16 protein-coding genes and 5 pseudogenes are annotated in these 22,643 nt (G+C 57.3%); 14 read left to right on the top strand and 7 right to left on the bottom strand.

The window, feature by feature from the left end; genetic code table 11:
• Positions 1 to 37 precede the first annotated feature (37 nt).
• Complete coding sequence (locus ACZ3GY_RS06140; protein WP_465909337.1) at positions 38 to 4,444, bottom strand: response regulator; 4,407 nt, start codon at positions 4,442 to 4,444, stop codon at positions 38 to 40.
• 30 nt (positions 4,445 to 4,474) lie between these two features.
• Positions 4,475 to 5,632: a response regulator gene (locus tag ACZ3GY_RS06145; protein WP_111461845.1), complete on the bottom strand. Its 1,158-nt coding sequence runs from the start codon at positions 5,630 to 5,632 to the stop codon at positions 4,475 to 4,477.
• Between the two features lie 218 nt (positions 5,633 to 5,850).
• Between ACZ3GY_RS06145 and ACZ3GY_RS06150 the strand changes: the two are divergent.
• The 4 genes and pseudogenes from ACZ3GY_RS06150 to ACZ3GY_RS06165 all read left to right on the top strand — a co-directional run.
• A pseudogene (locus tag ACZ3GY_RS06150) lies at positions 5,851 to 6,218 on the top strand (tyrosine-type recombinase/integrase); the annotation flags it as partial.
• A 130-nt stretch (positions 6,219 to 6,348) separates the two neighbouring features.
• Positions 6,349 to 6,447, top strand: a pseudogene (locus ACZ3GY_RS06155) (PAS domain-containing protein); the annotation flags it as partial.
• A gap of 296 nt (positions 6,448 to 6,743) precedes the next feature.
• A complete protein-coding gene (locus ACZ3GY_RS06160; RefSeq protein ID WP_465909338.1) occupies positions 6,744 to 7,217 on the top strand; it encodes a ProQ/FinO family protein in 474 nt (157 codons plus the stop codon).
• Positions 7,218 to 7,237: 20 nt separating this feature from the next.
• A complete protein-coding gene (locus ACZ3GY_RS06165; protein ID WP_465909339.1) occupies positions 7,238 to 7,735 on the top strand; it encodes a P-loop nucleotide/nucleoside kinase family protein in 498 nt (165 codons plus the stop codon).
• 213 nt (positions 7,736 to 7,948) lie between these two features.
• Here ACZ3GY_RS06165 and ACZ3GY_RS06170 read toward each other — a convergent pair whose 3' ends face one another.
• The gene (locus ACZ3GY_RS06170; RefSeq protein WP_465909340.1) at positions 7,949 to 8,392 is read right to left on the bottom strand and encodes a MarR family winged helix-turn-helix transcriptional regulator; all 444 of its coding nucleotides are present in this window, start codon (positions 8,390 to 8,392) and stop codon (positions 7,949 to 7,951) included.
• A 58-nt stretch (positions 8,393 to 8,450) separates the two neighbouring features.
• On the opposite strand from ACZ3GY_RS06170, the gene ACZ3GY_RS06175 reads away from it, so the two are divergent.
• A complete protein-coding gene (locus tag ACZ3GY_RS06175) occupies positions 8,451 to 9,008 on the top strand; it encodes a PaaI family thioesterase (RefSeq protein ID WP_465909341.1) in 558 nt (185 codons plus the stop codon).
• A 375-nt stretch (positions 9,009 to 9,383) separates the two neighbouring features.
• Positions 9,384 to 10,784 (top strand): dihydrolipoyl dehydrogenase, encoded by a 1,401-nt coding sequence (gene lpdA / locus ACZ3GY_RS06180; protein ID WP_465909342.1) that lies wholly within the window; start codon positions 9,384 to 9,386, stop codon positions 10,782 to 10,784.
• A 67-nt stretch (positions 10,785 to 10,851) separates the two neighbouring features.
• On the opposite strand, the gene ACZ3GY_RS06185 is transcribed toward lpdA, so the two are convergent.
• Both ACZ3GY_RS06185 and ACZ3GY_RS06190 read right to left on the bottom strand, forming a co-directional pair.
• A complete protein-coding gene (locus ACZ3GY_RS06185) occupies positions 10,852 to 12,339 on the bottom strand; it encodes a GGDEF domain-containing protein (RefSeq protein WP_465909343.1) in 1,488 nt (495 codons plus the stop codon).
• 477 nt (positions 12,340 to 12,816) lie between these two features.
• Positions 12,817 to 13,011 (bottom strand): annotated as a pseudogene (locus tag ACZ3GY_RS06190) (YetF domain-containing protein); the annotation flags it as partial.
• 7 nt (positions 13,012 to 13,018) lie between these two features.
• On the opposite strand from ACZ3GY_RS06190, the pseudogene ACZ3GY_RS06195 reads away from it, so the two are divergent.
• Together ACZ3GY_RS06195 and nhaA are read left to right on the top strand one after the other, a co-directional pair.
• Positions 13,019 to 13,818: pseudogene (locus ACZ3GY_RS06195) on the top strand (APC family permease); the annotation flags it as partial.
• 900 nt (positions 13,819 to 14,718) lie between these two features.
• Positions 14,719 to 16,068, top strand: coding sequence for a Na+/H+ antiporter NhaA (gene nhaA / locus ACZ3GY_RS06200; protein ID WP_465909344.1), 1,350 nt, complete (start codon positions 14,719 to 14,721; stop codon positions 16,066 to 16,068).
• Here the strand turns inward: nhaA and ACZ3GY_RS06205 are convergent.
• Positions 16,058 to 16,990, bottom strand: coding sequence for a helix-turn-helix transcriptional regulator (locus ACZ3GY_RS06205; RefSeq protein WP_463565013.1), 933 nt, complete (start codon positions 16,988 to 16,990; stop codon positions 16,058 to 16,060). The genes nhaA and ACZ3GY_RS06205 overlap by 11 nt on opposite strands.
• A gap of 480 nt (positions 16,991 to 17,470) precedes the next feature.
• Here ACZ3GY_RS06205 and ACZ3GY_RS06210 point away from each other — a divergent pair.
• The 6 genes and pseudogenes from ACZ3GY_RS06210 to mntP form a co-directional block, all read left to right on the top strand.
• Positions 17,471 to 17,653 (top strand): annotated as a pseudogene (locus ACZ3GY_RS06210) (MFS transporter); the annotation flags it as partial.
• A 146-nt stretch (positions 17,654 to 17,799) separates the two neighbouring features.
• Entirely contained in the window at positions 17,800 to 18,495 is a 696-nt protein-coding gene (locus tag ACZ3GY_RS06215; RefSeq protein ID WP_463565012.1) for a fumarylacetoacetate hydrolase family protein, read from the top strand.
• A 170-nt stretch (positions 18,496 to 18,665) separates the two neighbouring features.
• On the top strand, positions 18,666 to 19,430 hold the full coding sequence (locus ACZ3GY_RS06220) for an SDR family oxidoreductase (RefSeq protein WP_463565011.1): 765 nt from the start codon (positions 18,666 to 18,668) through the stop codon (positions 19,428 to 19,430).
• 46 nt (positions 19,431 to 19,476) lie between these two features.
• Complete coding sequence (locus ACZ3GY_RS06225) at positions 19,477 to 20,433, top strand: 2-hydroxyacid dehydrogenase (protein WP_463565010.1); 957 nt, start codon at positions 19,477 to 19,479, stop codon at positions 20,431 to 20,433.
• 70 nt (positions 20,434 to 20,503) lie between these two features.
• Positions 20,504 to 20,737 carry a hypothetical protein gene (locus ACZ3GY_RS06230; protein ID WP_465909346.1) on the top strand — a complete coding sequence of 78 codons (234 nt, stop codon included), beginning with the start codon at positions 20,504 to 20,506 and terminating at the stop codon, positions 20,735 to 20,737.
• Positions 20,738 to 20,916: 179 nt separating this feature from the next.
• Positions 20,917 to 21,483: a manganese efflux pump MntP gene (gene mntP, locus ACZ3GY_RS06235; protein ID WP_463565009.1), complete on the top strand. Its 567-nt coding sequence runs from the start codon at positions 20,917 to 20,919 to the stop codon at positions 21,481 to 21,483.
• 153 nt (positions 21,484 to 21,636) lie between these two features.
• Here mntP and ACZ3GY_RS06240 read toward each other — a convergent pair whose 3' ends face one another.
• On the bottom strand, positions 21,637 to 22,638 hold the full coding sequence (locus ACZ3GY_RS06240) for an aldo/keto reductase (RefSeq protein WP_463565008.1): 1,002 nt from the start codon (positions 22,636 to 22,638) through the stop codon (positions 21,637 to 21,639).
• Positions 22,639 to 22,643: the final 5 nt, after the last annotated feature.

Below are 22,643 nucleotides of genomic sequence, written 5' to 3' on the forward strand. Positions count from 1 at the left end.
GCGTAGGGCTCCAATTCGGCGGATCGGGAAACGCCAGTCAGGCGCCTGTTGCTGACTCGCCCTGCAACAACGCCAGGGCTCGGTCAAAGTCAAATAGCTCAACCTGTTGAGCCACTAGCGCAAGGCGCTTAGCCATGAGCTGATCAAGCGGCTGTCGGCGCAGCTCCTCAAGAACCGTCACGGCAGCCGTGTCGCTCTCACCCAGCAAACGCGCTAGTAAGGTCAGTTCCCGCTCCAACTCAGCGTCGTTACACCGAACAGCGTTCTCCGGGCTCGCAGGGCCATTGCCCAGAGCGGTTAAGGCCGCCAGGATCGGCGCCAGGCATCGCTGCACCTCGGCCACTAAACTGCGAATTGTCAGCTCCTGATCGCCGGACTGGCAGGCTCCCTCAAGCGCGCCTGCAGCCTGGGCCACAGTCTTGGCGCCAATATTACCGGCGGTGCCCCGCAGGCTATGGGCGAGTCGGCCGGCAGCGCTGGTGTCCGGATCGGTTAAGGCCGCTTGGAACTGCTCAACGAAGCCAGTTTGGGTGTCACGGAATTTGCGTAACAGGCGCAGGTAGAGATCACGACGCCCCATACAGGTGCTCAAGCCGGCCGCGATGTCGATGCCCTCGATATGCTGCGGCAGGTCGTCCAAAGCCGGCTCCGGCAATGACGGTGCCGGCTCATGGCGAGAAGTCTTGGGATGGATCCACTTGGCCAGAGTGGCGAACATGCCGTCGACGTTCAGTGGTTTGGATATGTGGTCGTTCATACCACAGGCCAGCGCACGCTCGCGATCACCCTCCATCGCGTTGGCGGTCATAGCCAGTACCGGTAATTCCGAGAACCGTGCCTGCTCACGGATCCTGCGAGTGGCGGTATAGCCGTCCATTACCGGCATCTGGCAGTCCATCAGCACACCGTCGAAGTCGGCATCGGCAACCAGGATGTCCAGAGCTTCCTGGCCATGCCGCGCCAGGCGCAACTGTATCCCGGCGCTCTCCAGCAGCTCCCACGCGAGTTCCTGATTCAACTCATTGTCCTCCACCAGCAGCAACCGTGCGCCGCGTAGTCCGGCAACAGTGTTGGCACTCTGCTCGGAACGCTCGCTCGTCCGGGTCTCACCCTGGGGCACCCGGCCCAACACTGCGCCGATGGCTTCGAGCAATGACGATGGGGTAACCGGCTTGGTCAGCACAATTGGCAGTTGGATGCCCTGCCGCTCGGCCTCATCGCGGGCGTCGTCACGGCCGAACGCGGTAACCATGATCACTGACGGCGTGAGGCGCAGGTTGCCAGAACGCATTCGGCTCACCGTTTCCATGCCGTCCATACCAGGCATCCGCCAGTCCATCAGCACTAAGTCGTAAGGCAGCTCGCGCGCCTCGGCATCGGCCAATAGACGAAGGGCCATACTACCGTTCTCGGCGACATCTACCTCTAGGCCGAAGCTGCGCGCCATACCCGATAGGATTTCGCGGGCGCTGGCGTTGTCGTCCACCACCAGCACACGCATACCCGGCAATTCGTCTGCCCTGAACATGCGCCGTGGCTGTACACCATGTTGTATGCCTAGGCGCACCTGAAAATGGAAGGTAGAACCCAGTCCCGGCACGCTCTCCACCCAGATTCGTCCTTGCATCAGCTCCACCAGCTTCTTCGAAATGGACAGACCTAACCCGGTGCCTCCGTACTTGCGTGTGGTCGAACTGTCGGCTTGGCTGAACGACTGGAACATTCGCTCGCACTGCTCGGGCGTCATACCGATACCGGTATCACGCACCCAGAAATGCAGCTCAACCTGCTCGTCGTTCGCACCAATCTGCTCTGCGCCGACCACAATCTCACCGCGCTCGGTGAACTTGGCGGCATTGTTGCCCAGATTGATAAGCACCTGTCCCAGGCGCAGGGGATCGCCAACCAGCGCAGTAGTCAATTCCGGTTGGGTATGGAACAGCAACTCCAGCCCCTTGTCTTCGGCCTTCAGGCCGACCATGCTCGCGAAGCTGTCGAGTACGTCCTCCAGACGGAAAGGAATGTGCTCAAGGCTCATCCTGCCCGCCTCGATCTTGGAGAAGTCGAGGATGTCATTGATGATGCCTAGCAGATTCTCCGCCGAGCGATGCACCTTCTCGATGTAGTTGCGCTGTCTGCTGTCCAGTTCGGTGCGCAGCGCCAGGTGGCTCATGCCGATGATGGCATTCATCGGAGTACGAATTTCATGGCTCATATTGGCGAGGAACTCGCTCTTGGCTCGAGTGGCCTCCTCAGCCACCGCCCGCGCCTCGACCAGTTCGGTGATGTCGATGTTGACACCGGTCGCACGCAGTGGCGTGCCGTCCGCGGCACGAGTGAAACGGCTGAGCGACTTGAAGGTGCGTACCGCGCCGTCGTTCCGCCGTACGATGCGGAAGTCCAGTTCAAAGCGGTCGACACCGCTGATAATCGCCTCCGCGTAAGAGGCATCAGCAGCTTCTGCATCATCGGGATGTAGCATTGCATTCCAGTGCGCCATGGTTCCACCGAATTCGCCAGCTTTGAGCCCGAACATATGCTCCAACTGAGGCGTCCAGTAGTCGTGACCAGTAACCAAATCAACGTCGAACAAGCCAATGTCACCCGCCTCCTGAGCCAGGCTCAAGCGGTCACTTGCCGTGCGCAGCTTGGTTTCCATCGCACGGCGCTCACTGACGTCACGCACCGATGCGCAGACGCAAATACCACGCCCCTCGAGGCTAGGCAGATGGGAAAGGCCAATCTCCACCGAAAATTGGCTGCCGTCTTTGCGCACGCCGCGCAGGTCATCTAAGTTACCGCCCATCTGACGCGTGGTGCCGCTAGCGATGAAACCGTCCCGCAAACCAACATGCCGTTCGCGAGCAGCATGCGGCACCAACCGCTCGACAAAAGCCCCGATTAGCTCGCCGTGTTCATAGCCAAATAGAACGTCGAGTTGCGGATTGGTCATCATGATGCGGCCGTCGGCACCCAGTACCAACATGCCGTCAGGCGACGCCTCAATGATGCCGCGATACCAGGCCTCGGTCGCTCGCAGTGCTGCCTGCTGGGCCTCCAACTCCTGAGCCTGGCGCTCCAGCTGCTGCGCTTGATTTCCCATCTCGTCTGCTTGGCGACGCGTCTCTTGCAGCAATGCCTGAGCGGCTTCGCTACGTTCCATGATCGCCAACGCACCAGCCAACCTAGGCAGCACCTCCTGCAGCAGCAGTTCCTCGTCCTCGTCCAGAGGATGGAACCCGGCTAGCTCCAGCACGCCGAGTAGACGCTCGCCACGCATTATCGGCTGTACCAGTAGATGGCTGACTCGAGCCTCGCCCAATTGGGAACGCACATGCCAAAAGGATTTTGGAAGATCGTTGAGCTGACGCGGTTGGTGATCACGGGCACATTGGCCTACAAGCCCTTCTCCGAGCTCCACCTCTACGTACGGCGGGCTCTGGCCATCCAGGGCGTAGCCTCCTAGCAATCGCAGCTGTGAAGCTCCCTGATAGAGGACATACAGCGCCCCCTGACACATGCCCAACTGCGGGACTATGCGGCTGAAGAAGGCCTGGGCCAGATCCTGCGGCGTTTCCGCTTGCTGTAGGTCGATCTGCAGCAAGGAAGCGTGCCCCTTGATCCAGCGCTGACGCTCAAGCTGACGCGACTCAAGCTGGAGCTTGGCTATGGCACGCGCCAAGTCGCCGGTCTCGTTTTGCAGGTTTGTATGGGGAATCTGCTGATCAAGCTTGCCGGAGGCCAGCTCGTCCACCGCAACGCGTACCCGGTTGAGAGGCAGGCGAATCGATCGGCTCACCAACCACGCAAGTATTAGTGCCAGCGTTGAACCACCCAGCAACAGTGCGTAAGTGACATTGCTGCTGCGCACTGCATAATCGGCGAGGTATTTCGCCGTATCGTGGATATCGGCGCTCTTATTTTCCGCCACACGATCCAACAGCGCGTCACTTTCCATCTCTAGATCGATGAACTCCTGGCTATTGAGCACAGCCATGGCCTGGCCCATATAGCCGCGACCTACCAGCGCGAGCGCATCATCACCGCTGTCCAGCAGGCGTTGCAGGGAAGCCTCGAACTCAGCCAAGCCGTTCAGGCTAGTCTGTCGGCGCAGGGTGGGGCGTGCCTGAGTTACAGCCTCCTGCAAGCGCTTCTGCGCATCGTGCATGTGGGTCAATGCAGCTATACGAATTTCCGCATTGTTGGTGCCGACCGCTCTTTGCAGGGCCTGCATCACATGAGGCAACTGCACCCGGGCCTCCTGCACCAGTTCTATCCCCACCAAGTCTTGCTGATACAGCTGCTGCATCTCGTGCTTAAGAGAGTTCTGAGTACGTAAGCTCTGCACACCAAGCAATAGGATCATCGCGAGCAGCGTGGTGAAGCCAATCAGCAGCTTGCGCCCCAGTGGAAGACGTTCCAGCAGGTCGAATAATCGGGTCATTTATCGTCTCTTCGCAGGGCTGCACTGTACTCAAGGCTGCTGGGCAATGCTCTCTAGCGTTGCCAGCTGCTTGGCCATGTCTTGGTCGGTATCAGAGAAGCGCTCGGATATTTCCCGAAAGCGCTCTGCGTTAGCCACAAAGACGTCGCAGATATCTGGATCGAAATGCGAGCCGCGCCCTTCGCGAATGATGCCGACTGCCTGCTCATGGGGCATACCTGGCTTGTACACGCGACGGCTGATCAGGGCGTCGTACACGTCCGCTACAGCCATTAAGCGGGCGCTGATAGGAATATCGTCTGCGGCCAGCCCCTCTGGATAGCCACTGCCGTCCCATTTTTCCTGGTGGCTGTATGCGATTTCCTTGGCAAGACGTAAAAAATCAACCTTCACTCCCAGCTGATTCTCGGCATGCTGGATGGCGTCGCGCCCCAATGTGGTGTGAGTCTTCATTACCTCGAATTCTTCCGGGGTGAAGCGCCCAGGTTTGAGCAAAATGTGATCAGGGATTCCGATCTTGCCGATGTCATGCAAAGGCGCAGACTTGAACAGCAGCCTAATGGTGTCCTCATCAAGAAACTGCCGAAATCGTGGATGTTCGCGCAGCAAATCCGCCAATAAACGGATGTAGTGCTGAGTACGGCGGATATGGTTGCCGGTCTCGTTATCACGGGTCTCGGCAAGCGAAGCCATTGCATGGATGGTGACGTCCTGAATAGCCATCACCTCACGGGTACGCCGCTGCACCTCCTGCTCAAGAAAATCGTTCTGATCGCGCAGGAAGTCGGCAGCCGCCTTGACCTTGAGTTGAGTATCGACTCTTGCCAGAACTAACGGTGGGCTGATCGGCTTGGTTATGTAGTCGACAGCACCCATCTCAAGGCCGAGGATCTCATCCTCTATGGTGGCCATGGCGGTAAGGAAGATGATTGGAATACCGCAAGTTCGCGGGGAATTCTTTAGGCGCTCTGCCACCTCGTAGCCGGACAGCCCAGGCATCATTATGTCGAGCAAAATCAGATCCGGTAACGGGTCGTTTTCAAGAATACGCAACGCCTTCTCGCCGCTATTGGCTGCTTTGATGCGGTAACGATCCTTGAGCAGATCGACCATTAGCATCAGATTGTCGGGGGTGTCGTCGACCACCAGGACGGTAGTTGGCTGAGGAATATCGTGCAGGCTATCCATGGGGTTTCGGCTCCCTTGCCAATCGAGGAGAGCTCAAAAAAGCCGCTCCGTTTTTGGGAGCGTAGCCGAGAAATATGCAATCGTTACTACGCTCCGCCGCTTCTAAATAACTTTAGTCGCAGATGTCTGACGTCCGCTTCTTACCGAGGCTGTGTAAAAACGTTTTAGAGCACTTTTGACGGTCAGAAACAGAACGAAAAATGCGTTTCTATGCAGCAAAAACGCAGCGGCCAGAACAGTTCGTGATCACTGAGCAACCAAGGTCTGCTCTCGCGACCTGGATACATCAAGCCCAGCTCCGTAGCGAGGGCTGCCTTTTTCCGAGCACGTTACATGCCTCCGACCATCTATCAACTCGCCAATACGCTCGTATTGTAAAAAGCTGGGTAAAGCTATTGGCCTTGATCAGGCCATGTATGGCACTCACGCCATGAGACGTACGAAGGCATCACTGATCTATCGCAGGACGAAGAACCTGCGGGCGGTTCAACTGCTGCTCGGCCATACGAAGCTGGAGAGCACTGTTCGATATCTGGGGATTGAGGTCGATGATGCCTTGGAGATGGCTGAACAGACCGAAGTTTGACTATGCAAAGCGACGGTCGAAGCCAGACCGTCGCTAACCCGGCCAAAAGCTGCCTCTCGCGACCGGCAGCAATTGGCCGATAGCAGCCTGTGGTAGATGCCCGCTATCGGGCGGGAGACGCAGGCCAAATTTCGATATCGAATATCGGCTGGAGATGAAAAGTGGCGAGTACCGATGGTTTAGGGCGCGCGGGCAGACCAAGCGCGACGCCTCTGGCGCACCGCTGCGCGGACGAAGTTCGTAAGCTGGCTACCAGGACTACAGAAGCCACCGAACAAGCGGCCGAAATGATGCGGGCTTAAACTCTGAAGAGATGGTGCATGGGCTGCAGCTTTGGCTTCAGCCCATGTTCTTAGCGCTGCTTGAAACGGTCGTACCTCACCATCACACGAGATGATGCCGATGCCGGGAGGTGAGCAGCCATATCCTGAATCGCTAGCGGCGAAACCCAGCAGTAGATGTGCTCTAAAGGACTACGTAGGATAAGCTTCCGTTCGTATCAACCATGAAGCGGTGAAATGAACGATGGGTTTTGAGCAATTAGCTGAGCTGCGTGACCGTCTGCGGGCTGAAAAAGAGCCGAAGACGGATGGCGCCAAGCAGCGCAAGCGGGCGCCTTCCGCGCAAGCGAAGCCTCGTGAGCAAGATCCTGCAGTAGAGGCGATCTGGCGACTGCAAAAGCATTTTCCATTGGCGTTTCCAGTCAATCCGGCTCCCAAGGTTCCGCTGAAAGAGGGCATCCTCAAGGACGCGGAACAACACCTTGAGCTGCTCGGCGTCTCCAGCGAACAGCTCAAACTGGGGCTCGCTTCCTGGTGCCGCGGAAGTCGCTACTGGGCGAGCATGACGGAGAATGCGCCGCGCCTGGATCTGAATGGACAAGCCGTCGGTGCGGTAACAGCGATCCAGGCGCTGCATGCAAAGCAGCAAGTCAAGAAGCAGCGAGTGCAGGCACGGCGTGCCCAGGGTGAGCGCCCAGCCAAGGCCAATGCTGAGTAACACACTTCAACGGACGGACAATGCTTATCGTATTCAGCGGCCTTCCTGGCAGCGGAAAAACCACGATCGCCAAGGGGCTCGTCGATAAGATAGGTGCTCTCTACCTGCGGATCGATACGATTGAGCAAGCGATACGAAACTCCGGCGCGCTTGCTCAAGATGTGGGGCGCAGTGGTTATATGGTCGCTAACGAGCTTGCGCTGAGCAATCTCAATCTCGGGCGTACAGTCATCGTCGATTGTGTAAATCCAGTGATCGAAAGCCGAATGGCTTGGAGCGAAATCGCCTCAAGGGCCGGCGCTCGGTTGATAAATATTGAAGTGATTTGCTCGGACAAAAATGAACATCAGCGCCGTGTGGAAACAAGGCTGAGTGATGTTCCCGGGCTCACTCCACCAACCTGGCAATCTGTGTTGGATCACGAATATGAAGCGTGGGCCGAAGCACCGTTTTCGATAGACACGGCTCTGACTTCACCGGTGCAAGCAGTATCGATGGTCACCAAACGCCTGCTGTAGCGTCCGCTATGCACAAGGCGGCAGGAGGGATCACTGGATGCTTACTGCTCAGTCAAAGTATCCCCGCATCGATATCACGTTTGGACAACGCAGCCGACGTAAATCCGGCAACCCAGCACCTAGACACACCAGCTCAGCTGCGCAGCGGAGGTAGTCCTTCTATCTGACGCCGACGCTCACTCAGCCAAGACAAATCGATCCTATGTGATCGCTTTAGGCTTCCGAGGTATCACTCAAACGGCCCATGCAAGCATCCAGAAGCGTGTGCAATTCGACAACACGCTCTTGGCCAAGAAGTTCGTTGAGGGCTGTCTGGGCTGATTTCCACGCGCGTTGGGCTTCGGCCCGCTTGGCTATACCGGCCTCAGTTGCCTGAATCAGATGGCTGCGCGCATCAGGGCCTGCTTCGGAGGTCAGAAGCCCCAGGCTTGCTAAGGGGCGCAGGTTGCGCGTGAGGGTGGAGGCATCCATGTGCATGTGGCGAGCTAAGTCGACAGGCCGAACAGGACCGAGTTTGACCACGTGCGAGAGCAAGGCGTACTGGGTGTTTTTTAGCCCTGTCTTACCAAGATATTGGTCGTAGTGACGCGTCACCACACGATCTAGTTGGCGCAGCTTCAGATTGGTACAGCCCTGTGGTTTGCTGACGTTTTCCATGATATATGTTGTACCTGCAACTGTTGTGGCTACAATCATAAGCCGTTGGGAGCGACAGATGGAAGTAGATGAGATTCTCGACCAGTGGCGTGCAGATGAGCAGGCTGTCAGGTCTACTCTTGGTGCGCCTGGTGTTGCATCGGCGAGTGAGGTCGCCGGTAAGTCCGGAATGGAGTTTTTCGAGGCCGTCTTCGCTGGCGTGCTTCCTCAACCACCCATAGGACAGACACTCGACTTCGTGCCGATCCACATGGAACCAGGTGTGGCCATATTCCAAGGCCGTCCGCAGCGCCATCACTATAATCCCATGGGAACAGTGCACGGCGGTTGGTTCGCGGCCATGCTCGACTCTGCGGTTGGTTGTGCGGTTCACTCCACGCTTTTGGCGGGTAAAAGCTTTACCACGCTGGAGCTTAAAGTGAACATGGTGCGGCCACTAAGCGACGCCGTACCGCTGGTACGCGCCGAGGGCAGGTTGATTCATACGGGGCGTCAGGTAGCAACAGCTGAAGGGCGCATTATCGATGCGAGCGGTAAGTTGTACGCTCATGCGACCACGACCTGCCTAATTTTTGATGTTCCCACACCTCGAGATGGGGCCAATGCTCAAAACTGACTTCGCCTCGCCGGGGCGTTGAGATCCATTGCTGGAAAATCAAGCACCGGGGTGAGCACTTCCAGCACGCCGAACCACCGAGTTGGCGCGAAGAAGATTGGACTACTGCCCCTGTTATTTTGGCCAACTATCAGACGCGATTTACTACGCCCGTACTACCAGCGGGTTGATAGTGGCGGATGTAGCAGAGCAGGGTGGTCAGAGATTTTGATTGTTTGACGTGACAGCTATTACGCCGATGTCAGGTCTGGTGTAGAGCGTAGTGAGCCAGAGATCGATTCGCCGTAATCGTAGCGTCATGCCAGCTTGTTTCGTTTCAATAACTCAGTAGGCAGACAGGTTTACTGTTACGGTCTTTTCCGTAAGGAGCTTCTCTTGAAAAACTATGACGTAATCGTTATCGGTGCAGGGCCTGGCGGCTATAACGCAGCAATCCACGCAGGTCAGCGCGGATTGAAAGTTGCGTGTATTGAAGGCCGCGAAACGTTGGGCGGCACCTGTTTGAATGTCGGTTGCATCCCCTCAAAAGCGTTGTTACATGCTTCCGAACTCTATGAAGCTGCCGCCGGTAAAGAATTCAAAACGCTTGGAATTGAGGTGACTCCGACGCTGAATCTTGGACAGATGATGGCGCAAAAAAGCGAGAGTGTTGCAACCTTGACCAAGGGTATCGAGTTCTTGTTTCGTAAGTACAAGGTCGAATGGATTAAAGGCTGGGGGCGTCTTGCCGGGCCTGGAAAGGTTATCGTCAAGGATCTGTCTGGGGTTGAAACCGAGCTGACAGCCAAGGACATCATTATCGCCACCGGCTCCGAGCCAATGTCGCTGCCAGGTGTGACAATCGATAATAAACGTGTGCTGGATTCTACTGGAGCCCTCTCGCTGAGTGAGGTGCCCAAACATCTCGTCGTTATAGGTGCGGGTGTTATCGGTCTAGAGCTGGGTTCAGTGTGGCGCCGTCTCGGTGCAAAAGTGACGGTAGTGGAGTTCCTTGATCACATTGCCCATGGTACTGATCTTGAGAGCGGAAAGACTCTGCTTCGCTCGCTCTCACGCCAGGGTATTACGTTCAAGCTCAGCTCTAAAGTCACCTCGATCGAGTCCGACGAATCCGGCGTGAGGCTGAATGTGGAGCCGGCTGCAGGAGGCCAGAGCGAGCTTGTAGAGGCGGACTATGTACTGGTATCGATCGGTCGCCGTCCCGTTAGCAAAGGCTTGGGATTGGAAAGTGTAGGCCTTCATACAAACGATCGCGGAGTTTTGGAAAACAAGAGTCTTCGCACCGTTGCGGAGGGTGTCTGGGTTATCGGCGATGTAACCTCTGGAGCGATGCTCGCACATAAGGCGGAAGAGGAAGCGATGGTTTGTGTTGAGCTTATCGTGAATAAGAAGCCGATGCTCGACTACAACCTCATTCCCAGCGTCATTTACACAAGGCCTGAGCTGGCCAGTGTGGGTAAAACGGAAGAGCAACTTCAATCAGAGGGGCGTAAGTATAAAATCGGAAAGTTTCCGTTCAGTGCCAACAGTCGCGCTAAGGTCAACCATGAGTCCGATGGATTTGCCAAGGTCTTGGCAGATGAGGTGACTGACGAAATTCTCGGCGTACATTTAGTTGGGCCAAGCGTTAGTGAAATGATTGGCGAGTACTGCGTAGCAATGGAGTTCAGGGCTTCAGCTGAAGACGTCGCTTTGACCAGCCATCCTCATCCCACGCGCTCTGAAGCTTTGCGCCAGGCTGCGATGGGCGTTGGGGGGCACATGACTCAGGCGTGATATCGAAAATGAGATGGGGCAGGTTGGTGTTGAGTCATCCGGAACGCGGAGTCTCGACGTGACCTGCCTATGCAAGATGACTGCAAATCCTGGCTCTCCCACCACGCTTGGCAGCATAAAGGGCTGTGTCTGCTGCCAGGATCAGGTCGGCACCACTATCGAAGCTTTTCCCATCAAAAGTCGATACACCAATGCTGACGGTCAGTTGCTCTCCAGTTGGTGTGATGTTCTTTATTTGCAACGACTTGATGGCTTCCACAGCGCGTTTTGCGACGTTCAGAGCATTTGACAAATTGGTTTGCGGCAATAAAATCGCGAATTCCTCGCCGCCGTATCGAGCAGCCATATCTGAAGTACGATGAACGCTGCTCCTCAGGGCTTTGGCCACGCGTGTCAGGCACTCGTCACCCTGGAGGTGACCTTGCGTGTCGTTTAAGATTTTAAAGTGGTCAATATCGATCAATAGTAATGACAGTGGTGTCTGATTTCGTTTGGCCAATTCGAAACTGGATTGAAGTGCTATGTCGAACATCCTTCGATTGGGAATGCCAGTCAGGCCGTCGTTGTAGGAGATGTGCTCCAGTGTCCGGTTGGCTGTTATTAGCTCCTCCTGCAGCAAGATGTATCGGCTGTGCGCAAATGCACTTCTGATCGCGGAGACCGCAAATACCGCAATTACAAACCAGAAGCCTAGCCACTCATGATGTTGTCCAACCACCACAGCCAAACAGATAGGGACGGCAGTTAAGGCGGCGGGGCCAATATTGTCAACTATCAATGCAAATCTGGTTCGCTGGTCATCGTCTTGGACATCTTCATGAGGTGTTCGGGTTAGAAGCCACAATACGAGATAGGGAAGGGCGATTAGTACGTCGTGAGGGCCAGGCTTGGATTCGTAGTAAAGGTTGTAGAAGCATATGATCGGTTCGAACAGCAGGATGAAGATAACAAGTGTTCGGTCGAAGTGACTACGGTATGAGTGCGTTGAACGGCCCACAAGCCTTGCAACAGCAAACACTACCAGTGCGGCATTCATCAGGTTGAACGTGAACACTAGTTTGTCTACAGGTACTGGATTCGGACTCTCACCGCTCAGCGGAAGTACACCAAACAGCACAATATAGCTCAGGAAAAGGCACATGATGACAAGCACAGCGTCCGCCCAAAGGAACCAGCCTGAAGGTGGCTCTTCTTTGGACCATGTCACCGCCAGCAGTGCAGCAATGTAGTTGAGCACATAAAAGTAATCGGAGATATTGGCTTCATCATAACTGGCGCCGTGCCATCGATAGGCCCATAAGCAGGAGATGGTATTGACTGCCGTCAGCGCGCAAGCGAGCGACAGATATGACCAACCAAGCCTTACCTTAGAGGTATTGCGCTTTGCAATTTTGAAACACCCCCATGCCGCGAGCAATTCGGCAATGATTTGAAAGGGGGCAGAGGTCAGGTCTTCAATGCCTGAAGTATTGGAGGCAACAAGGAAATGTACGACAAGAAAGCCAAGGGCAAATAATACATCTCGTTGGCCGACACGGCTTAAAAATATGGACAAGGTGGTTCCTCTTTATGTCAGCAATCAAATTCTGAAACGCTTGAAGTGCTCTTTATAACTGAGCGACTATGCGCCAATGGACGATTGCTGGCCGCCATGTTCCTTCGCGGCCTTACACCTTTTTATACTACTGATGGCTCGTTGATATCTACTATTTGGCACAACATTTAGATTTGCACAAGTGATCAGCTGCGTGGGGAACCCGCATAGAGCCACATCCTTAGGATGGCCTCTAGCTCCGTGTATCTCCCTCTTCCATTGATGTCCCCGTGGACGTGTACCTTGTGCTGCGGCGGTGGAAAAGCGAATAGCGCGCTTTTTGAGGCTACTTCCCAGCTCTGCGCCGATGTGTGAGGTATCGGGGGCCGACACCAAGCGCTACCGCTGGTTGTGCAGGGCGTCAAATCTCCTTGGGATCTAGATTTAGCAATGTTGCAGACCCTCGTGTACCAGACGTTGGGACTGGGGCGTGTCACTTCATGAAGGAGCGGTTGGGATAATCGAAATTTTCCCGTTCTTTTCTATGATGGCGAATTTGATCTGATCAAGCCGCTCAAGTCCTTGTTTCTCTCTCGCGGACTCTAAAATGTCCTCGATCTTGATACGGGCTGCCTTCAGGCGCGAGTGAAGTGGTACGCCGTTCTCAACGACTATGATGGGCGACCCTTCCAGCCAGAGAGAGGCGGATTTCAGCCGAGTCATCGAATTCAAAGCAGGGGTCAGTCCGGCTTTTGCCGTACTCGCTGCAGCGCTGCTAGCGTTCTACTCATTCGTCGGCTTTGAAACATCGGCGAACCTCGCTGAAGAAATTCGCGATGTGCGTAAAACGTATCCCCGTGCGTTGTTCGCAGCGCTGATCGCTGCCGGGGCGATTTACATGGCCGTCGCCATCGCCGCGGCGGTAGTGATGCCAGTCGAAAACATGGTGAATTCTTCAGCGCCACTGTTAGAGGTAGTAAAAGCCTCGGGCCTCGGGATCCCACCGCAACTGTTCGCGTTTATCGCTCTGATCGCCGTTGCCAATGGCGCGCTGCTGACGATGATCATGGCCAGCCGCCTGGCATATGGCATGGCCCAGCAAGGGCTGCTGCCAAGCGCTCTCTCCAATGTCTTGTCAAAACAGGCGTGGCCATCGTGATTACGACGTTGGTGGCCATCGTGCTCACGCTCACCGGTTCGCTGGCGACGTTGGCGCAGACAGTCGTTTTACTGCTGTTGTTCGTATTCATCAGTACCAACCTCGCCGTTCTCGTTCTCAGACGTGACAGGGTTTCAACCGACCATTTCCGTGTGCCCACCTGGGTTCCGGTTTTGGGCATTGCCTCATGCCTGCTGCTAATGACACAACAAGATCTGGCGACTTGGCTTCGCGCGGGAGCGCTGCTTGTGGGAGTCGTCGTATATGGCGTCACGCGTGCTGGTGGCGTAAAACCGCTCAATGCCGACGATTACAACGTTGTGAGCGAGACGGAAAAGTAGGGGATTTGGGTAATGACGCCTTTAAGGTGAGTGAAATGGGGAGTCTTCTGACTGCCGCACTTTACTTCAGGCAATAAAAAACCCGCCGAAGCGGGCCTTTACTGACCAACGCCAACATCCTGTCGACTCACCATCCTGGCTGTGGTCACATCATCCATGACCCTGAGCACGTCCTGTGCTTCAAGGTAGGCATAGATTAAGGCGTCGCTTGGGTTGTCACCAGAGCCACCTTACACAACACCGTGTAAGCCTTTTGCTATACGAGTGGGTGCCTGCTGATGGAGATTGAGCTGAGTACACCGTTGAAGGACATCGAGTTTTCCGGGAACTGGTGATTGCTTGCGTTTAGCTGGCTTTTCCCTTTGAGGCCGATATGTACAGAGCATCCGTCTTTTACTTAAAACAGGCAGCGCCTCGTCAAGGATGAGCGATCCTTTACAGCACCGGTAGCTGTGTAAAAGTGTTCAGTGCTAAAAAAATGCTTAAATTTCGAGGCTTAAAATTCTAATTAATTGAAAATATTAGATATTTTATAAGTATCCGTCCAATCCATCATCGGTGCGACGGAGAAGCGGTGGCTGAGCAGGGGATGCGTATGAGTGGGTTCTGGGAGCATTGCAGGAATCAACGTCTTCATGGCTGGCATTTGCTTACGGGCTATCGGCATCAGACTTGCCAGGCGCGCATCGCAGTCTAGCAGCATTCGCGATCAACTCTCTGGACGGTTTGCGCGCGTAGGTAACTGAGCTCCCGAGATTTTCGCGGATTGAGTAAGATTTTTCCGGGGTTCCCATCATCCACAAAGTTTGTGTAGGATTCGGGCAGGGTGTCTGCCGCATACCGTGGTGAGACAGGTTCATTTGCACTGGTCGGGCCGCCAGAGCGGAGTCCGCTGTCCGTATGAAAACGCACCCGACGTTTCAGGAGCTGCCGCGCGCGCAGCTTTTGGCAAACCGCGTATTTGCTGCCATTCACCGTCTTCTTCATCTCGAAGTTTTCAGCGGCATTGCTCTGCTGGTCGCTACCGCCGTGGCCCTGCTCTGGGCCAACTCATCATTTTCTGCCAGCTACCACGCGCTGTGGCATACGCCGTTCAGCTTTGGCGTTGGCAATCTGGAGTTTTCCCAGTCGCTGCATTTCTGGATCAATGATGGCCTGATGACGGTGTTCTTTCTCGTCGTGGGCATGGAGATCCGCCGGGAAATTCACGATGGCGCATTGAGCGACCTGCGCCAGGCACTGCTGCCGATTTCCGCCGCGGCCGGTGGTGTGGTACTGCCGGCATTGGTCTATGTACTGATCAATGGCCAAGGTGAAGGGCTGCATGGCTGGGCGATTCCAGCTGCGACCGATATTGCCTTTGCCGTTGGCTTGCTGGCATTGCTGGGCAAGGGAATTCCGTCTGGTGTTCGGGTGTTTCTGCTGACTTTGGCGGTTATCGACGATGTGATCGCCATCGCATTGATCGCCATTTTCTACTCGGATGGCCTCAATTACCTGGGCTTCGGTGTTGCCGGGCTTGGTTTACTGATGGTGCTTGGCTTGCAGCGCATCGGAATCGGCTCGGCCTTTGGCTATATCCTTCCCGGTGCGTTGGTGTGGGTGGGCATGCTGATGACGGGTGCCCATCCAACCTTGGCTGGTGTCATTCTTGGCTTGCTGACTCCCGTGACCGGCATGAGCATGCTGGAGCGCCCGCGTGAAGTTGTGGCCCGTGCCGCCCGTGAGTTGCAAGGTTCGCACGCTGGCCATGATGACCGTCATGCTGCGCATACGCTAAATGAATTGCGCATCGCCCAACGTGAGTTTCTACCACCTGTTGTCCGGGTGCAGGCAGCACTCCACCCATGGGTTACCTTCGGGCTGATGCCACTATTCGCGTTGGCTAATGCAGGGGTGACCTTCGGCGGTATCGACCTCTCCACGACTGTTTCGATGCAGGTGCTGCTAGGCGTGGCGATCGCGCTGATCATCGGCAAGCCGCTTGGAGTCCTCGCTGTGAGCTGGATTATGGTTCGCCTGAACCTATGCCGCCTGCCGGCTGATGTGTCGTTTTCCAGCATCGCTCTGGTCGGCCTGCTGGCAGGTATCGGATTCACCATGTCGATCTTCATCGCCAATCTGGCATTCGCTGACGAGAACCTGTTGGGTGCCGCAAAACTCGGCGTACTCTTGGGTTCAGCTGTTTCTGCGTTGGCGGGGCTGGGATGGGGATTGCTGTACCTGCGTCGGCAGCGTTCTAGTCGTTAAATGGTATCTGCGGCGTGTCCGGATCCAGTTGCTGGCGGCGGAATTGGCCGGGTGGCAGACCGTGGATCTGCCGGAAGCGCCGCGAAAAGTAGGCCTCGTCGGCGAAACCGCATAACCGTGCCACTTCACCCACCGGCTTGCTGCCGTTGAGCAGGTGGTTGCGGGCGGCGTGCATACGCCGCTCCAGTACCATGTCGCTGAAGGTCTTGCCAACTTCCTTGCGCAGCCAGTGGGTCAGGTAACTGGGCGACAGGTAGGTAGCCGCGGCGACCTTCTTCAGGTTCAGATCCGGGTCGGCAATATTGCGCCGCAGGTATTCGGACATCCGCCCCAGCGCATCACGACGGCTCGCCTGGGCTGCGTTGCTCTCCGCCAACTGCTTAAGCGGCTCGGCGTAGAGCATGCACACCAGGCCGATCATCTGCAGCATCAGGCCCTTTAGGATTTCCCGCACGCCGAATTGGCGGCTGACGTCCAGCTCGCGCATCTGCGCGATCAGCGCGCAAACCTTGGCGAAATGCTCGTCGTCGAGGGTGAAGTCCAGGTATTCCTGAAAGCGGAAGGGCGACAGCTCCGGCGCGAGCAGGATGGAAACGTCTTCCAGGTCCATCGGGTCGCATTGCAGGTGGGGTAGCAGGAAGGTCTGCGAGAAGTTGATGACGATGAAGCTGCTTTCCGGCGGATGGGGAATCACATGCACCCGATGGGGAAGGATGAACGCCAGGGTGTTACGCGCAAAGGGGCGCTCGACGTTGCCGATGTGCTGAACGGTGTCGCCACCGAGGTTGATCTGGATTTGGAAGTACTCGTGACGGTGTGGCGCGGTTTCTGCGCGGCGACCCTTTTTGTCGCGGATGTAGAAGTCCGTCAGCTCGCTACGCTGCTGCATGAAGTAGGTAGGTACTCGACTCAGTGAAGACATCTACCAGCTCTCGGATTAAGAATGTTTCGCAACATATTGGCTGCTGGCAGAGGGCTCTGGCAAGCGGTTGTACGATGATCTGCTCGGCTGAGTGCGATAGTTGCCGTGAGTGGCCGTTACGCCCTGTCCAAACCCTGTGAGCTGCTTCAGGTATCGAGAACCCCTCTGGAGCGGAACTTTCAGAGTCTTGACGCATGTTTCATCCACCCTGTCGGTCAGCTGGATTTTTTGCACGGGTTCAATGCAGGAAGAGGGCAGCGCAAAAACACGCTAACGGAAATATTGATTTACAACGGTTGTACGATCACCTTGTGGGCATGCACAGCGACATCTCATTCAAGAATAATCTCAGGTGCAGCTCCATGACTCTTCCCCACACTTCATTGCCAACTCGCCCTACGTCGATCACTGCGCACGCTGTTCAAGCGCTCTGGCCGGTGTCTGTCACGCCGCGTGATAACGCCCGAAACCCAGCGATAACGTGAGGTGTGGGCGATCTGTATCGGCAAGTTCGCCAGTACCTCGGTGCCCTATTTCTTCCTGACCGGATTCCTGACCTATCGGATAGAAGAGCGCCATCTGACCCTCATCAAGGTCGGCATCTTCGCGGTAATGCCATTCATTGGCTCGACGCTAGGCATTCTGCTGGCGGGTATCGCGTCCAGCTGCAAGCCCGCTGAAGAGTACTGCGTCGGTTCTGACTCAAGCCTTTGAATTGACCGGTTTTGTCCAATACGAAGCAGCTTTCGTCCAACTTTTAGCGAGCACACGGCCTTAGGCTGAACGCTCTGAACAGGAATCCAATAACAATGACCTCCATCTCCTATGTCTTCACTCCAGAGCCCCAGGTCGACCTGCCGGTAGCCGGCAGCGATCAGCGCTTTCCCGTTGGCCGCGTGTTCTGTGTTGGCCGCAACTATCCCTGGCCGGGCGCCGGCAGCGAAAAGCCCGACGCACCGGTGTTCTTCATGAAACCGGCCAGCGCCGTGGTCGAGGCGGTGGGTGAGGTGATCTACCCGCCGATGACGGACGAGTTCTGCCATGAAATCGAATTCGTGGTGGCAATCGGCAAGGGCGGCGCGAACATCGCCGAAGCCAGCGCGCTGGAACACGTCTGGGGCTACGCCGCCGGTCTCGATCTGACCCGCCGTGATATCCAGATGCGGGTCAAGAGCGCGGGTATGGCCTGGGAAATGGCCAAAGTCTTCGAGGGGGCTGCACCGATCAGCGCCGTGGTGCCGGTCGCTCAGGCCGGGCATCCGCAGCGGGGCGCGGTGTGGTTGAGCGTCAACGGCCAGGAACGGCAGCGCAGTAACCTTGAAGAGCAGATATTCACGGTTGCTGAAGTGATCAGCCTGCTGTCTCGCCTGGTACCGCTACGTCCAGGTGATCTGATCATGACCGGTACGCCCCACGGCGTGGCTGCGCTGAATCCGGGTGACGTGATCAATGCCGGCATCGGCGGCGTCGCCGAGCTGGAAATGCGCGTTGGCGAGCGCCCCTAGTGCCTTTAAGGGCGGGCGTTTTAAAGCCCCCCGAGGATTGGATGCACGGCTGTAGGGTGGGCTTTAGCTTACCAATTGGCAGCCCCACAACGAACGTCCGCTATCACCACTTCGCTGCCGCCAAACAAGCCGGCTGGACGTCGTAAACAGGTCACCGAGGAGAACAATAAATGTCCCATGAAACCCTGAAAAAAGTCGCACTGGTAACCGGCGCTGGCAGCGGCATCGGCAAGGCCGTTGCCGATGCGCTGATGGCCGATGGTTTTTCGCTGGTGCTGGCCGGGCGTCGCCCCGAGCCGTTGCAGGCGCTGGCCGAGGCCGCTCGTACCCGTGGCCAGGAGGCCATCGCGGTGCCTACCGACGTGCGCGATCCAGTCAGCGTTGATGCCTTGTTCGCCACCGTGGAGGAGGTCTATGGTCGGCTCGACGTGATCTTCAACAACGCTGGCGTCAATACGCCCGCAGTGACCCTCGACGAGTTGGATGTCGAGCAGTGGCGCAATGTTATCGACACCAACCTCAATGGCGTCTTTCTCTGTGCCCGCGGTGCCTTCCGCCTGATGCGCAAGCAAGTCCCACAGGGCGGCCGGATCATCAACAACGGCTCGATTTCGGCACATACCCCGCGGCCCTACAGCAGCGCTTACACTACCAGCAAGCACGCGGTGCTGGGCCTGACCAAGTCCCTGGCACTCGATGGCCGCGAGTTCAGTATCGCCTGCAGCCAGATCGATATCGGCAACGCCCTGACCGAGCTGTCGGTGCGCATGACCAAGGGTGTGCGCCAGGCCAATGGCGAGATCGCCGTCGAGCCCATGGTCGACGTCAAGCACGTTGCCGATGCCGTGCGCTACATCGCCGCTCTGCCACTCTCGGCCAACGTGCTGAACATGACCGTGATGGCCACCAACATGCCCTTCGTTGGCCGCGGCTGATCGGCAGGCCCCTAACGGCCTGCGCCAACAGATAAACGAGGTACCCATGAAACCAGAAGTCCTGCAGCTCAGCCCCATCCTGATCCCCGAGATTCGCGACAAGCTCGATCAGATGTTTACCATCCGCCGCTACTATGAGCAGGCTGACAAACCGGCTTACCTGGCGCAGCACGGCACCAATATCCGTGGCGTGATCACCGGCGGCCACACCGGCATCACTCAGGCGGTGATGGCGCAGCTGCCGAATCTCGAAGTGGTGGCGGTCAACGGCGTGGGCACCGATGCGGTGGATCTTGCCTATGCCCGTGACCGTGGCATTCAGGTCACGGCCACCATCGGCGCGCTCACCGAGGATGTCGCCGACCTGGCCATCGGTCTGTTGATTTCCATGTGCCGGGGCATCTGCACCGGCGACCGCTACGTGCGTTCCGGCCAGTGGCCACAAAGCGCCACGCCGCTGGCACCCTTGCCCCTGGCGCGCCAGGTGTCCGGCATGCGCATCGGCATTGTCGGCATGGGCCGTGTCGGGCGGGCCGTGGCCACTCGCGCCGCCGCCTTTGGCTGCCCGATCAGCTACACCGACCTGCGGCCGATGAGCGATGTGTCACACACCTTCGTCGCCGATCTGCTGACCCTGGCCAACGACAGCGATGCGCTGATTCTGGCGGCGGCTGCCGACAAGGGCGAAGCCATCGTCAATGCCGAGGTGCTGCACGCACTGGGCCGCGACGGTTACCTGATCAATATCGCCCGCGGCAAGCTGGTCAACGAGGACGATCTGGTAGCCGCCTTGCAAAATAACCAGATTGCCGGCGCGGCGCTGGACGTGTTCGCCGACGAACCGCACGTGCCTACCGAGCTCTTCGAACTGGAGCAAGCGGTACTGCAACCCCATCGCGCCAGTGCCACGGTGCAGACCCGCACACGTATGGGCGAGATGGTAGTCGCCAGCCTGGTGGACGTGTTCGCTGGGCGCAAGCCGTCGGGTAGCGTCACTGGTTGATCGCTTTGCATGATCGTTGCTCACGCAGGGCCGCCCTTTGGGGCTAGCAGGCTGTTGAAAAACTACCTGCGTGGCCATCGCGGCGTTAAAAACAGGCTCAAAATTCTCATTTACAACACGTAAACTCCGCTTTTTCGCCTGTTTTTGCCTTGCGCTGGCTGCCTCGCCAACGTTTTTCAACGGCCTGCTATTGATCGTATGTCTGGCCCCTGTTTTGCTGCTGACGGTAGTCGTTGAGCGCTGCGTCAGCCAGTCGCTTTTCCTGGCAAAAAAAGTGGTTTTTTCTGCCGGTACTTTTGGGTAAAGTGCGGACCTCTTTGGGGAGTAGCCTGCTGTCGAGTTCACTCGGTAGCGTTCGTATCAACATTCTCGGCAGAAGCCGTGGTACGAACACCGTTCGGTTGGTGAGACCAATGACAGATACGTGCCTAAGGTCGGGCGCGTGTATCCGTCATTGACTCATAGCCCGACCGAGACGTAACCGTGAATCCCATTTCCCTCATTCTCTTGGCTTTCGCCATGTCCACGGACGCTTTCGCCGCGGCTATCGGCAAGGGCGCCAGCCTGCACAAACCCAGATTCATCGATGCCCTGCGCACCGGACTGATCTTCGGTGTCATCGAAGGCATCACCCCCGTGGTCGGCTGGTTCATCGGCCAGGCTGCAGCCGGTTTCGTCGAGGAATGGGATCACTGGATCGCCTTCGTGCTGCTCCTGCTACTCGGTCTGCACATGATCTACGCTGGCCTACAGCCCGATGCTGCGGACGCGACCGAGAAAGCCAAATCACATTCCTTCTGGGTGCTGGCGGTAACCGCCTTCGCCACCAGCATCGATGCGCTGGCTGTGGGTGTCGGCCTGGCATTCGTCGATGTCAACATCTGGATCGCCGCGCTGGCGATCGGCCTGGCGACCATGACCATGGTCACCATCGGCGTGATGCTCGGTCGCATGATCGGCACCGCTATCGGCCACAAGGCAGAGATCATCGGTGGCCTGGTGTTGATCGGGGTCGGTGCGGCGATTCTCTATGACCACATGCTGCTCTGAGCCTTGTGCGGCCACCGTTTCGGCCTTCAGATTGTTGTCGGGCTGAAAATGATCGAGCGGCGTCAGTCGACTGTTCGCCCCTGGCCATGGGCCAAGGGCGATGATGCCGGCATCGAGTTGCGCCGCTATTGATGAAGATTCCTGTGCAGGCGATCAATATCGCCCACTGACGAAGTGGGCGGGGTCGTTGAATCCGTGGGTCGAGGCATGGCCGGGTGCGACCAGACTGTCGATGAACGCCTCGTCCTCGCCGTTCAGATGCAGCTCGAGGGCGCCGATATAGCTCTGCCACTGCTGCAGCGTCCGCGGCCCGACAATGGCGGCGCTGACCTGAGGGTTGGCCAGCACCCAAGCGATGGCGAAGCTGATCGGGTCGCTACCGCGGCGTTGTGCATGGGCGCTGACCTGCTGCGCCAGGTTCAGTGATTCCTGGCGCCATTCGGTCTCCAGAATTCGTTTGTCGTGCCGTGCCGCCCGCGATCCGGCATCCGGCTCGCTGCCAGGCTGGTACTTGCCACTCAGCACGCCACGCGCCAGCGGGCTGTAGGGCACCACGCCAAGGCCGTAGTGGCGCGCCGCGGTGAACTGCTCGGTTTCCGCCTGACGGTTGACGATGTTGTACAGCGGCTGGCTGGCCACGGGGTCGTCGACGCCCAGGCGGCGGGCGATGTTCACCGCTTCGGCCAGTCGCCAACCGCGGAAATTGGAGACACCCCAGTAGCGGATCTTGCCCTGGTGAATCAGGTCGCCGATGGCGGAAATGGTTTCCTCCAGTGGCGTATCGTGATCCTCGCGGTGCAGGTAATAGAGATCCAGGTAGTCGGTGCCGAGGCGACGCAAGCTGCCTTCCAGCGCATCGAAAACGGATTTGCGGCTCAGCCCCTGGTTGGCTGGATGTGACCACGAGCGCGGGCTACCGACTTTGCTGGCCAGCACCCAGTTGGCGCGGTCGGCGGCAATCGCGCGGCCAGTGATTTGCTCGGAAATACCGCCGTTGTAGACGTCTGCAGTGTCGATGAAGTTGACGCCCAGATCCCGCGCCTGATCGATGATGCGCCGCGATTCGGTTTCGTCGGTGGCGCCGCCGAACATCATGCTGCCCAGTGACAGTGGCGACACCTTGAGGCCGGATTTGCCCAGTGAACGGTAATCCATCGGTA

The sequence above is a fragment of the Pseudomonas sp. PME37.24/006 genome (assembly GCF_055556635.1).